The organism is Bacillus cereus group sp. MYBK15-3, from assembly GCF_051916765.1.
Classification (GTDB): domain Bacteria; phylum Bacillota; class Bacilli; order Bacillales; family Bacillaceae_G; genus Bacillus_A; species Bacillus_A cereus.
This window is the reverse complement of record NZ_JBQAHG010000004.1, coordinates 105,813-119,435: the sequence shown is the minus strand read 5'-3', so window position 1 is coordinate 119,435 and position 13,623 is coordinate 105,813. Positions and strand designations below refer to the sequence as shown.

Genomic DNA, 13,623 nt, shown 5'->3' with positions numbered 1-13,623 from the left:
ATATTTGGTTTAAGAGGAAAATGAAACAAAAAAAGAATAAAAGATATTTTTAGCACACTATTCGAAAGGATAGGCCGCAAAGCTTAGAGTCTACGGTAATACATATTGGTTACTAAGATCGTCTGGTTGCACATTTTTGATGCAACCGGACGATCTTTTTTTGTTATATAAATATAAAAATTTAGGAGGGAACTATGCAAATGAAAAGTACTAAAAGACATATTTCAATGGTTTCATTAGTTTTTCTAGTATTATTTTCAGTGCTGAATGTGTGGGCTCCAGTTATTCAAGCTGCTGTGATGAAAAGTCCAGTGGACGAAATTAATATTTCCCGTACTGATGGCACGACATCTGAACCATATCAAGCCTCAGATGGTATGAAAGTAGAAGTGAAGTGGTCAGCTAAAGAAAAAATAAAAAGTGGAGATCAATTCACAATTGATATGCCAAAAGAGTTTCGAAAAGACCTTATGAATATGAGTTTTCCTTTAAAAGATGCTGAAGGAAAAACAGTTGGTACATGTGAGATGAAAAAGGGTCTATTAACGTGTACTATGGGTGATTACGTAGAAGGAAAGAACAACATTAAAGGTTCTTTATTCGTAGAATTCTACTTTGGTCTAGAAGCATATGATGGTGTTAAAGAAATTCCATTAGAATTTAACGTTGATGGTCAAATCGTAAATAAAGAAGTAAATGTAAGTAATACGACAGAGAGACCGAAGCCACAACCCAATACGGAAAATCTATTGAAATGGGGTTCTTATAATCAAGAAGATCCGTCTATTGCTGATTGGCTTGTATATGTAAATGCAACTGGAACAGAAATGCAAGATCTTAAATTAACAGATACATTAGGACCTGGGCATGAGTTAATTACAGACAGCGTATTATTAGAAGAGGCTGTATTTGAAGATGGTTATGCACCAACAAATATTAAGCCAGCAAATTTATCTAACATTAAAATAAATGCAACAAAGACTGGATTTACAATTGAATTTCCAGACAGTTCAAAAGGCTATATTTTAAGATATAAAACAAAGGTTACAAATCCTGCTGCAAAACCTCATAAAAATACTGTGAAATTAGAAGGTAAAAATATTAAAACTGAAGAAAAAGTAGGACAAGTATTTGTGAGTGGTGGGGGAGGATCCGGTTCAGGTGACGATAATCCACCTAGCATTGAAAAAAATATAGTTGATGAGAATGGCAAGCTTGTAGAGAATGAGCAGCTAACACAAATGAATCAAGTTATTCAATATCAAGTTGGTACACATATACCAAACGATCCTCCTAAATACACATCAATGGTAATTAGTGATGATTTAGAAGATGTTTTAGAAGTATTAGAGGCAAAAGTGTATGATCAAAATGGCCAAGATATTACTTCTAAAGGAACGTTAAATATAGATAAACAAAGAAGTGAAGTAACATTTACGTTTGGTGAGAATTTTGATTATAAGTCGTATGAAGACCAGATAATTAATCTTAGTATCAAGGCGAAAATTAAAAATAATGCAGACTTATCTTCTTACGTAGATAAGAAGATTCCTAATAAAGCAGAATTACATTTTGATGATAAAACATTAACATCAAAAGAAGTAACTATTACGCCGCCTGAAGCTCCAAAAGATGGTACAGTATCGCTTCATAAAATAGATTCTGAGAATCCGAGCAAAGGGTTAAAAGGTGCCGAATTTGAAGTTCGAAATAGTGCAAATGAAGTTGTTGCAAAACTGACAACGGACGAAAAAGGTTTTTCAGTACCTCAAACTTTAGCTCCGGGGACGTATAAAGTTTATGAAACAGTAGCACCAGAAGGATATCAAAAATTAACAAGCCCAGTAGAGGTTACACTTCAAGCTGGAGAAACAAAAACAATTGAAATTAAAAATACTGTGCAAAAGGGTCAAATTGAAGTAAAGAAAATTGATTCGGAAAATGGTGAGAAACCATTAGCAAATGCAGAGTTTGATATAGTAAAAGACGGTGTAGTAGTCGAACATATTGTTACAGATAAAGATGGTAAGGCAACCTCTAAACCGTTAGCACTAGGAAAATATATTTTAAAAGAAACGAAAGCACCTGAAGGATACCAATTAAAAGAAACAGAGTTCGAAGTAAATGTAACAGGGGACGGCATATTCCCAATACAAGTGGAAAATGCAATGGTTGACAAAGGTAATATAGAAATCACAAAAGTGGACAAAGAAAACGGGGCAGTATTAGCGGGTGTCGAATTTGAAGTCCAAGATGAGAAAGATGGAGTAGTAAGAAAAGTAGTAACAGATAAAGATGGAAAAGCAAACGTTTCAGATCTATCAGTAGGAAAGTACAAATTAGTAGAGACGAAAAGCTTACCAGGTTATAAAAAGCTAACAGAACCAGTACCATTTGAAATTACAAAAGGTATGACAAAAGCTGTATCGATAAAAGTAGAAAATGAGCAGTTAGACAAAGGCTCAGTAGAAATTACAAAAATAGATAAAGATAGCCAAAAAGTATTAGAAGGCGTAGTCTTCGAAGTGCAAGATGAGCAAGGAAAAGTAGTAACAGAAGTAAAAACAGATAAAGATGGTAAAGCAAAAATCTCAGATCTATCAGTAGGAAAGTACAAATTAGTAGAGACGAAAAGTTTACCAGGCTACAAAAAGCTAACAGATCCAGTATCATTCGAAATTACAAAAGGTATGACAACAGTCCTATCATTGAAAGTAGAAAATGAACAGTTAGATAAAGGTTCAGTAGAAATTACAAAAATAGATAAAGACAGCAAAAAAGCATTAAAAGGCGTAGTCTTTGAAGTGCAAGATGAAGCTGGAACAGTAGTAAAGGAAGTAAAAACAGATAAAGATGGTAAAGCAAAAATCTCAGATCTATTAGTAGGAAAGTATAAATTAGTAGAGAAAGAAAGTTTACCAGGCTATAAAAAATTAACAGAGCCAGTATCGTTTGAAATCAAAAAAGGCATGACCGAAGTTCTATCATTAAAAATAGAAAATGAAATGGTAGATACGGGAAATATAGAGATAACAAAGATAGATAAAGATAATAAAGCACCGTTAGCGGGAGTAACATTCATCGTCCAAGATGAAAAGGATAATGAAGTTACAAAAGTAACGACAGATAAAGATGGAAAAGCAAATGTTTCAGATTTACTTGTAGGAAAGTATGAATTAGTAGAGGTAGAAAGTTTACCTGGTTATAAAAAATTAGAAAAACCAATATCATTTGAAATCAAAAAAGGCATGACCGAAGTCCTATCATTAAAAGTAGAAAATGAAATGGTGGATACAGGGAATGTCGAGATAACAAAAATAGATAAAGATAGTAAAGCACCATTAGAAAATGTTGTATTTGAAGTACGTGATTTAAAAGGAAAAGTAGTTGCAAAAGTAACGACGGATAAAGAAGGAAAAGCAAACGTTTCAGATTTATCTATCGGGAAGTATGAGTTGGTGGAAGTAGAAACACCGGCAGGATACAAACCACTAGAAAAGCCAATTTCATTCGAAATTGAAAAGGGTAGAGTAACAGCGCTAAAGCTAACAGTAGAAAATGAATTAGTGGATACAGGAAATGTAGAAATTACAAAAGTAGATAAAGAAAATAAAGATGCTTTAGCTGATGTAGTCTTTGAAATTCAAGATGAAGCAGGACAAGTAGTCGCTAAAATAACGACAGATAAAAAAGGACAAGTACAAGTTACTAATTTATCAGTCGGCACATACAAGTTAGTAGAAGTAAAAGCACCAAAAGGATATAAACAATTAGTAGATACGATTACTTTCCAAATTGAAAAAGGCATGACAAAATCTCTTGCTTTAACAGTAGAAAACGAAATGTTAGACAAGGGAAATGTAGAAATCACAAAAGTAGATAAAGATAATCAAAAAGCATTAGAAGGCGTAGTCTTCGAAGTACAAGACGAACAAGGAAAAGTAGTAACGGAAGTAAAGACAGATAAAAATGGTAAAGCAAAAATCTCAGACTTATCTGTAGGAAAGTACAAATTAGTAGAGAAAGAAAGCTTACCAGGTTACAAAAAACTAACAGAGCCAGTATCATTCGAAATCAAAAAAGGTATGACAGAAGTCTTATCATTAAAAGTAGAGAATGAACAGTTAGACAAAGGCTCAGTAGAGATTACAAAAGTAGATAAAGATAGTCAAAAAGCATTAGAAGGCGTAGTCTTCGAAGTACAAGACGAACAAGGAAAAGTAGTAACGGAAGTAAAGACAGATAAAAATGGTAAAGCAAAAATCTCAGACTTATCTGTAGGAAAGTACAAATTAGTAGAGAAAGAAAGCTTACCAGGCTACAAACAATTAACAGAACCAGTATCATTCGAAATCAAAAAAGGTATGACAGAAGTCTTATCATTAAAAGTAGAGAATGAGCAGTTAGACAAAGGTTCAGTAGAAATTACAAAAGTAGATAAAGATAGTCAAAAAGTATTAGAAGACGTAGTCTTCGAAGTACAAGACGAACAAGGAAAAGTAGTAACGGAAGTAAAAACAGATAAAAATGGTAAAGCAAAAATCTCAGACTTATCTGTAGGAAAGTACAAATTAGTAGAGAAAGAGAGCTTACCAGGCTACAAAAAACTAACAGAGCCAGTATCATTCGAAATTAAAAAGGGTATGACAGAAGTTCTATCATTAAAAATAGAAAATGAAATGGTAGATACGGGAAATGTAGAAATTACAAAAATAGATAAAGATAATAAGGCACCGTTAGCAGGTGTAGTCTTTGAAGTTCAAGACGACAAAGGCAAGGTAGTAACGAAAGTAACGACAGATAAAGGTGGAAAAGCAACAGTTGCAGATTTATCAGTAGGAAAGTACAAGTTAGTAGAAGTAGAGAGTTTACCAGGCTACAAAAAATTAGAAAAGCCTGTACCATTTGAAATTACAAAAGGTATGACAAAATCTTTAGCGTTCACTGTAGAAAATGAAATGGTAGATACGGGGAATGTAGAAATCACAAAAATAGATAAAGACAGTAAAGCACCATTAGAAAATGTTGTATTTGAAGTACGTGACTCAAAAGGCAAAGTAGTTGCGAAAGTAACAACGGATAAAGAAGGAAAAGCAGACATTTTAGATTTATCTATTGGAAAGTATGAGTTAGTAGAAGTAGAAACACCAGCAGGATACAAACCACTAGGAAAGCCAGTTTCATTCGAAATTGAAAAAGGTATGACGAAAGTCTTATCATTGCAAGTAGAGAATGAACAGTTAGACAAAGGTTCAGTGGAGATTACAAAAATGGCCGCTGAAAGCAAGGAAGTCTTATCAGGAGCTGTGTTTGAGGTTCATGATGAAAAGGGAAAAGTAGTAGTGAAAGTAACAACAGATAAAGATGGAAAGGCAAAAATCACAGATCTATCTGTAGGTAACTACACACTAGTAGAAGTAGAAGCACCAAAAGGATATGAAAAATTAACTAATCCAATTCCATTTGAAATTACAAATGGAATGATAAATGCAGTTCAATTAGAAGTATTAAACAAATTGAATCATTTAGCGCCACCAGGCCCAGAAACACCAGATCCAGAAAAACCTGGAACACCAGATCCAGAAAAGCCTGGAACACCAGATCCAGAAAAGCCTGGAACACCAGATCCAGAAAAGCCTGGAACACCAGATCCAGAAAAGCCTGGAACACCAGATCCAGAAAAGCCTGGAACACCAAATCCAGAAAAACCTGGAACACCAGATCCAGAAAAGCCTGGAACACCAGATCCAGAAAAGCCTGGAACACCAAATCCAGAAAAACCTGGAACACCAGATCCAGAAAAGCCTGGAACACCAGATCCAGAAAAGCCTGGAACACCAGATCCAGAAAAGCCTGGAACACCAAATCCAGAAAAGCCTGGAACACCGAATCCAGAGAAACTTGAAAAAGAATTACCGAAGACAGGGCAGAAAATGCCTGTGGAACCATATATGGGAGCACTTCTTGTAATGATGAGTTTTGGATTACTCATATTAGGTAGAAAACAGCAGAGATAATAAAGGTGAAAAGGTATCCTCAAAGTAATTGAGGATACCTTTTTTATGTCAAATAAAAAAGTATTTAGCAAAAGAACTCGATACAAATAAAAACAAAAAGGAATACAAAGTTTGCCCTATTTTCTTAATGTGACTATATCAAAAAAGTTAGCTATATATATTTAATGTGAAAGTAAAAGATTAAAGGTCTTCGTAATGTTTGGATGAAAAAAGAGTTATCTTTGTAATTAATTTGAGTACTTTAGGAAAGAAGTCTATTTCCTAAAGTACTCAAAGGATGATAGTCCAATAACAGGTGGGAGATGAAAATCGTTTTAGCACTGTAGTAGCACCTTAAAATGTAGATAGGGGAAAATAATGTAAAAAAACTATTGTATGTTCAAAATTCTTATGTTACATTTATATTACATTAACGTTACAAACGGTAACTTATGTTACGGTTTGTTTTCTTTTGTCTTTCGTTATGTTACAAAATGAGGTTCGTATCAATCAACCGAGAATATGTAAAGTTAAAAAAATAGCAACCTAAAAATAGTTTTTCTATGTGTATAAGAGTGTGTGTAGTAAAGAGCCTGGTGAGAGATTTACGCACATTATTAAAACTCCTTTCTGTCTTAAAAGAAGAAGAAAACCAACTATTTAGGAGTTTTAAGTAATGATAGTAAATGAAATGTAATTCCTTTCCCACACACAACGTAGTACATATTTACTTTCAGTCTAATTACTACACAGACTTTTATACATATGCTGTTATTATTTTAGGGATATATAGGAGGAGAGAAAATGAAAAAGTTATTAATGGTAATTGGACTTACGTTTTTAATGTTAGCTGGATGTAGTAATGGTAATTTTGAAAAAGCAATGGATGAAGGAAAGACCGCGTTAACGAATAAAGAATATAAAAATGCCTTATCATCATTTGAACAAGCGCTAGATGAGAAAAAAGATGATTCAGATGCAAAAGTTCTTGTAGAACAAACGAAAGCAATGATTGAAGCTGTGAAGTTAAAAGAAGAAACAAAGATAGAAGAATCAATCAAGTCATTTGAAAAAGTAGAGAACATGAAGAATGGAAATACTACGCTTATAAAACAAGCGAAGGAAGAACGGACAGCATTACTAGCCATCTTAGAACAAAAAAAGAAGTATAGCGAGCAACTGACGAAAAGTGAAGAGTTAATAAGTAAGAAAAATTATGCAGAAGCAAGAGAGATATTAAATAAGCTAGTTGCAGAAACAAAAGATAACAAGAAACTTGAAGAATATAATAAAAAAGCGGTAGGATTAGTTACTAAAATTAATGAAGAAGAAAAAAATGCAAAAAGTGAATCACCAACGAAGGCACAAAAAACCACTGCAGTAACGACTCAAAAGGTAGCAACAGAAAAGAATCAAAAAGCAGAGACAGAAAAAAATCAAAAGCTAGCGACTGAAAAGAATCAGAAGGTAGAGGCAGAAAAAAATCAAAAAACTGAGACAGAAAAGAATCAGAAGGTAGAGGCAGAAAAAAATCAAAAAACTGAGACAGAAAAAAAACAAAATGCATTTACTTTTGAGAAAGCTAAAGAATATATTAAAAATGAATATAAAGAAGACTATGATTACACGCTAGAGAATACGCAAGTGGAGAATGGAAAGAAATATTATCAAATTAGAGTGCGTACGACATATAAAATAGAAGGCGCAGCTGGACCAGGATTTACTGGAGTATTCAAAGTATTCGAAGATGGTACAATTATTGAACTGCACTAATTGATGGAAAAGGTATCCTCAAAGTATTTGAGGATACCCTTTTTAGCATAAAAAAAAGCATCTAGCAAAAGTACTAGATGCAAATAAAAACACAAGGGAAGACAAAGTTCTTCCCTTTTCCCGTATGTAATTATATCAAAAAATTTATAAAAAACTAGCTATATTTAAAATATAATTTTTAAAAAGTTATATACATAAATAATTGCAATACGCGCAGTTTTATCTTTCTGAAAAATCTATTTCTTTATTTTTGAATATTAAGACTAATGTTGATAAATCTTCAGATAATTAGAAAAAATAACCAAAAGGATATATAATATTGCTTAATAAATAATTTTAATGAATTACGTATATTTCATTTGGTGTATTAATTGAATATCATAATTTTTAATTTTATTAAGCAAGAATCTCGGTTACTTATTGCATTTCTAACATAGGGTGAGATAGAAAAATACAATAGTGTGGAGGTTTTTATAATGACGTTTGTTCTTAGTAAAATGAGTGGCTTTAGCATAGAAGAAAAGGTACATGAATTTGAATCTAAAGGATTCCTTGAAATCTCAAATGAAATCTTTTTACAAGAGGAAGAGAATCATCGTTTATTAACACAAGCACAGTTAGATTATTATAATTTGGAAGATGATGCATACGGTGAATGCCGTGCTAGATCTTATTCAAGGTATATAAAGTATGTTGATTCACCAGATTATATTTTAGATAATAGTAATGATTACTTCCAATCTAAAGAATATAACTATGACGATGGCGGGAAAGTTAGACAGTTCAATAGCATAAATGATAGCTTTTTATGTAATCCTTTAATTCAAAATATCGTGCGCTTCGATACTGAATTTGCATTTAAAACAAATATAATAGATACAAGTAAAGACTTAATTATAGGTTTACATCAAGTAAGATATAAAGCTACTAAAGAAAGACCATCTTTTAGTTCACCTATTTGGTTACATAAAGATGATGAACCAGTAGTGTTTTTACACCTTATGAATTTAAGTAATACAGCTATTGGTGGAGATAATTTAATAGCTAATTCTCCTCGGGAAATTAATCAGTTTATAAGTTTGAAGGAGCCTTTAGAAACTTTAGTATTTGGACAAAAGGTCTTCCATGCCGTAACGCCACTTGGAACAGAATGTAGTACGGAGGCTTTTCGTGATATTTTATTAGTAACATTTTCTTATAAGGAGACAAAATGAGAGAGAATAAAAAAATTATGATTTCTGGAGCCAATAGCGGTATAGGTCATGCTTGTATAAAATACTTTTTAGAAAAATCATTTCATGTAATAGCGCTTGATATTAATAATAATAATTTAATAGATTATATGAAAACAGATATGCCTTTGAAAGTAGTGCAAATTGATTTAAGTAATAGCGAAGCGATTCATAATCTTTTTACTCAATTAGATTTAGAAAAGCTTTCTCCTGATATATTAATAAATGCAGCTGGTATTCGAGAGATAACACCTGTTTTACATTTATCCGATGATATGTTTAAAAAAGTAATTGATGTAAATTTAGTAGCCCCATTTATCCTTTCTAGGGAAGTAGCTAAGCGATGGTGTGAATCGAAAATAAAAGGTTGTATTGTGAATATAGCATCGGTTTCTGGATTAATGGCTGAACCAGAGCGAGCTGCTTATGTTGCATCAAAGCATGCTTTAATCGGATTGACTAAACAGATGGCTATGGAATTTGGAAAGCAAAATATAAGGGTGAATAGCATTTCTCCTGGTGTTATTAGAACTGAACTTACAGAAGAATACTTTAGTAATAAAGCCTTGATGTCTATGATAAAAAGTAATCAATCTTTAGATACTTGGGGGTTGCCGCAGGATATTGTTTCATGTATTGAGTACTTGATTTCTGATCAGGCCCGCTTTATTACTGGTTCTAATTTTGTAATTGATGGTGGTTGGACTGCTGGGAAAAATTTATAATTGAGTGTTTTTGAGGAAAAGCACCTGTCCTTTTTTAGGCTGGTGTTTTTCTCACTATAAACCGAGTTTTTATTGGAGGGGGATTAATTTGCTTCAAAAAAGTTTTAAGCAAGAGAAAACGGTACCGGCTTTAAAGATGATAGCATCAATGGTTATCTTTGGATCAGTTGGATTTTTTTCAGTTCAAACAAACTTACCTTCGTTTGAATTAGTGTTTGTAAGGTGTATTTTTGCGACAATATTTTTAAGTGTATGCTGGTTGCTTACAGGGCAATATAAACAAGATAAATGGGAACGAAAAGAAGTTATTCAAGTTTTAATATGTGGCTTTTTCTTAGTATTTAATTGGGTTTTCTTATTTAAAGCCTTTGAAAATATGTCAGTTACAATTGCTATCTCGGTTTATCATCTTGCACCAGTAATTGTACTGTTAATTGGAAGTATCGTCTTTAAAGAAAAATTAACATTCATATCTATCATTTCAATAGTTGTGTGTTTTGCAGGAGCTTTATTAATTGCTGGTATCGATGGAAGTTTCTCTGTCGGTTCATTAATGTCTTCAGGTATGATATGGGGATTTCTTGCAGCTCTCTTTTATGCATTTACAACTTTATTTGGTAAAGGGATTAACAAAATGAGTGCGTATGCAATGACATTTTTACAAACATTCTTGGGGATATTTCTTTTAATACCATTTATAGATTTAGATGCTTTTAGTGGCCTCACTCAAAGTAATTGGACATATATTATAGCTACTGGTTTTATTCACACAGGGATAGTATATTATCTGTTTTTTGATAGTTTACGCTATTTATCTACAAAAACAATCTCAATATTAGTTTTTTTGGATCCGGCAGTGGCAATATTATTAGATACTGTACTTACTGGATTCCGTCCAACTTTAATGCAAATAACAGGAATTCTTTTTATTTTTATTGGTATGACTTTAACATTAAAAAAATCTAAAGATAAAAAACTGAGCCAAAAAGAAAAGCGAATTGAAAGCGATGCTAGTATATCTCAACAATAATGAAATATATTGTGTATAAAACGATAAACCTTACATGAATCATGTAAGGTTTATTTTAGTTCAATATAATTCATATTTATAATATATAATTTTCAAAACTGAGGTATGTTTTTCTTTAATATGCTTTTGATTCAAATGTTATTATTTGACTATAAATTTACAAAAATGTATATGAAATCTTATTTTTGATAATATATAAGTAATAAATTCATAGAATTGGAGTGATGAGATGCAGCCGTTAGAAAGAGAGATTCATTCTAATATGCTGAAAGTGTGGCGAATTCACGCTTTAATTGGGGCGGCAGTTATACTAACAGTCGTAATTGCGTATTTCTTTTTTATGATTAACTTTAACTGGTGGGGCTGGTTGTTTGGACTATTAGTAACAGGAGCTATTACATTTATTCCACTTGATTATTTTGTGTTTCCAAATTTACGTCAGCGCTATTATAGTTACAGATTAAATGAAGAAGAGATTGAGATTCAAAAGGGAATGTTCGTTGTAAAACGCGTACTTATTCCGATGATCCGTGTGCAGCACGTAACGATTGAGCAAGGGCCGATCATGAGAAAGTATAATTTAGCAGAATTACACATTTCAACAGCCGCAACTTCTCATAGTATTCCAGGTTTAACGAAAGAAGAAGCAGAACAGCTAAAAAGACAAATTGGAGAACTTGCGAAAGTGAGTGATAAGGATGTATAAGAGGCAACATCCGATTACGATATTGTTAGGTATTAGAGTTGCGAGTTTGTTGCCACTTATTATTCTTGTTTTATTTAAACCTGATGAACAAGTGGAACCTTGGTATTTATTTTATCTTTTCCTTCTGGTTGTTTTATTCATCATGGCTATTTTTTCAGCAATTAAATGGTATTTCAAAGTGTATTGGATTGAGAATAATATTTTACATATAAAGCACGGTGTTTTTGTAAAGAAGGAAAGTTATTTAAATAAAGAACGTGTGCAAAATGTTAGTACGTCTTCTAATGTCATTTATCAGATGCTTGGGCTTATGAAGTTAAATATAGAAGTAGCGGGTGGTGGTAGTGAACCAGAAGTGATGTTGGCTGGTATTAAAGAAGACGAGGCAAAACATTTAATCTCTTTATTACATAAGAAAGAAACTACTGTAAAAGAAGAAATAGAAGAGGAAGAAAGCAAGACGGTTTATCAGTTAACAGCGAAAGAGGTTTTAGCGGCAGCGATTACATCTGGTCGGTTCGGACTAGTGTTTTCTGGACTGGTACTTCTTTACACAAAGTTTGATTTTGTTCTTCCTGAAGGATTCACAAGTAAAGTAGAAGCGTATGTGATGGGAAACGGTGTTTATAAACTAATTGTAATAGCATTAATTTTAATGGCAATTTCATGGATTATTTCCACGGCTGGATATGTGTTGAAATATGCAAACTTTAAAATTGAGCGAAAAGGGGAAGAAATTCGTATCGTTCAAGGGTTATTTGAAAAGAAAGAGTTTGTCTTAAAATTGCACCGAATTCAAGCGATTACTGTAAAAGAATGTATGCTTCGCCAGCCATTTGGTTATTGCGCTGTTGAAGTGGAAGCAATTCACAGTATTGGAGCAGCAAGTAATGAAGTGATGCTGCATCCTTTTATGAAGAAAAAAGATGTACAGCACCTGCTCACATATTTAGAGTTACCTTATGAAATTGAAGCGGAGATCGCTCACTTACCAAAAACAGCGTTGCGTCGTTATTTCATTATGGGCTGGTTAATAAGTATCATACTCACAGTTCTAATTGCTAGCGTAAGTATATATTTAAAACAATATATTGCGTTATTTTTTATTTTACCGTTATTTATCGTGTTTTCGTTACTTGCGTATGCTAGATATAAAAGTGGCGGTTATGAATTAAGAGAAAATCAACTAACGGTTGTATATCGTAATTTTTCGAAATATACAGGAATAATGCGAAGAAGACATGTTCAAGCAGTAGGTTATAATCAATCGTATTTTCAAAGAAAGGATGAATTATGTACAACTCTTGTAGCGGTAGCTGGGCGGGGTTATGAAGTAAAGCATATGAGAAAAAAAGATTCACTTCGTATATATAATTGGTACAAAGAAAAAGGAAACACCGGTGTGTAATGGTGTTTCCTTTTTGTGTCATGATTTGTCGATAAGTCGATATATTCGAAGAATCGCTGATATAATTCGAGTTGCGCCGATATATTCAGAAAAACGCTGATATAATTCGAGTTGCGTTGATATATTCGAAGAATCGCCGATATAATTTCACATACCGCGGTTTCCGAACTCCAAACTCAAAAAAATTAAACTAACACATCAAAAGTAGTCACAAAAGAAGGGCGAGAGAAAATACTCTTTTGCTGTTCCGCATGTGGATGCGCTTGAGCCTGAGGTTTTCCTTCTACTTGCGTGGGACGTTTTTTATGAGCGTTTTCGAATGAACGTGATTCTGTCCAGTCTTTAAAGTTTTGCTCTGTTTCCCACATCGTTAAGATGACATATGTATCGTTACTTAATGGACGTAGAACACGGATCACTTGGAATCCTGGTTCGTTTTCGATAAGGCCTGCGCGGTTTTTAAAGCGGTTTTCAAATACAGGGCGACCTTCGTCTGTTACAGAAATATTGTTACAAACGATATAGCCAGGTTGTCCTTTAAATTCACCGACAGCATCTAGTACGTCATACTGAAGTGAGCCTTCTACAGATTCTTCTGTATTTTCTTTATAAAACATATTTTTCTCATCATTTTTTGCAGTGAAATGTGCTTGTTCTAGAGGTGTTTCGTATGAAATAATAGCCTTCATTTTAATGCCCCCTTACTAGTTTGTTTCTATTATATCAACTCTCTTAAAAAACTTCGAAGATTAT

Annotated in this window: 8 protein-coding genes and 1 riboswitch; of the genes, 7 read left to right on the top strand and 1 reads right to left on the bottom strand. The window is 33.0% G+C overall.

The genetic code is table 11. From position 1 onward, the window contains the following. The first annotated feature begins 41 nt into the window (after positions 1-41). Positions 42-134, top strand: a riboswitch (cyclic di-GMP riboswitch). A 60-nt stretch (positions 135-194) separates the two neighbouring features. The 7 genes from ACTFR8_RS17975 to ACTFR8_RS17945 all read left to right on the top strand — a co-directional run bounded on the left by ACTFR8_RS17975 (position 195) and on the right by ACTFR8_RS17945 (position 12,870). After that, positions 195-6,017 carry a SpaA isopeptide-forming pilin-related protein gene (locus ACTFR8_RS17975; protein WP_252209851.1) on the top strand — a complete coding sequence of 1,941 codons (5,823 nt, stop codon included), beginning with the start codon at positions 195-197 and terminating at the stop codon, positions 6,015-6,017. Between the two features lie 783 nt (positions 6,018-6,800). Beyond that, complete coding sequence (locus tag ACTFR8_RS17970) at positions 6,801-7,769, top strand: hypothetical protein (RefSeq protein WP_044584211.1); 969 nt, start codon at positions 6,801-6,803, stop codon at positions 7,767-7,769. 476 nt (positions 7,770-8,245) lie between these two features. Then, positions 8,246-8,983 carry a 2OG-Fe dioxygenase family protein gene (locus tag ACTFR8_RS17965; RefSeq protein ID WP_000144819.1) on the top strand — a complete coding sequence of 246 codons (738 nt, stop codon included), beginning with the start codon at positions 8,246-8,248 and terminating at the stop codon, positions 8,981-8,983. After that, entirely contained in the window at positions 8,980-9,726 is a 747-nt protein-coding gene (locus tag ACTFR8_RS17960; RefSeq protein ID WP_144608338.1) for an SDR family NAD(P)-dependent oxidoreductase, read from the top strand. Before ACTFR8_RS17965 ends, ACTFR8_RS17960 begins: the two co-directional genes overlap by 4 nt. 88 nt (positions 9,727-9,814) lie before the next feature. After that, positions 9,815-10,756, top strand: a complete 942-nt coding sequence (locus ACTFR8_RS17955) for a DMT family transporter (RefSeq protein WP_000939627.1) — start codon at positions 9,815-9,817, stop codon at positions 10,754-10,756. Positions 10,757-10,985: 229 nt separating this feature from the next. After that, positions 10,986-11,462, top strand: coding sequence for a PH domain-containing protein (locus ACTFR8_RS17950; protein ID WP_001182722.1), 477 nt, complete (start codon positions 10,986-10,988; stop codon positions 11,460-11,462). Further along, on the top strand, positions 11,455-12,870 hold the full coding sequence (locus ACTFR8_RS17945; RefSeq protein ID WP_000278148.1) for a PH domain-containing protein: 1,416 nt from the start codon (positions 11,455-11,457) through the stop codon (positions 12,868-12,870). Before ACTFR8_RS17950 ends, ACTFR8_RS17945 begins: the two co-directional genes overlap by 8 nt. Positions 12,871-13,055: 185 nt before the next feature. Here ACTFR8_RS17945 and hmoB read toward each other — a convergent pair whose 3' ends face one another. Beyond that, on the bottom strand, positions 13,056-13,559 hold the full coding sequence (hmoB, locus tag ACTFR8_RS17940; protein WP_100619683.1) for a heme-degrading monooxygenase HmoB: 504 nt from the start codon (positions 13,557-13,559) through the stop codon (positions 13,056-13,058). Positions 13,560-13,623: the final 64 nt, after the last annotated feature.

Excerpts from the sequence above, each read along its gene's own strand:
- ACTFR8_RS17975 (WP_252209851.1), top strand. The coding sequence starts at position 195 with ATGCAAATGAAAAGTACTAAAAGACATATTTCAATGGTTTCATTAGTT.
- ACTFR8_RS17970 (WP_044584211.1), top strand. The coding sequence starts at position 6,801 with ATGAAAAAGTTATTAATGGTAATTGGACTTACGTTTTTAATGTTAGCT.
- ACTFR8_RS17965 (WP_000144819.1), top strand. The coding sequence starts at position 8,246 with ATGACGTTTGTTCTTAGTAAAATGAGTGGCTTTAGCATAGAAGAAAAG.
- ACTFR8_RS17960 (WP_144608338.1), top strand. The coding sequence starts at position 8,980 with ATGAGAGAGAATAAAAAAATTATGATTTCTGGAGCCAATAGCGGTATA.
- ACTFR8_RS17950 (WP_001182722.1), top strand. The coding sequence starts at position 10,986 with ATGCAGCCGTTAGAAAGAGAGATTCATTCTAATATGCTGAAAGTGTGG.
- ACTFR8_RS17945 (WP_000278148.1), top strand. The coding sequence starts at position 11,455 with ATGTATAAGAGGCAACATCCGATTACGATATTGTTAGGTATTAGAGTT.
- hmoB (WP_100619683.1), bottom strand. The coding sequence starts at position 13,559 with ATGAAGGCTATTATTTCATACGAAACACCTCTAGAACAAGCACATTTC.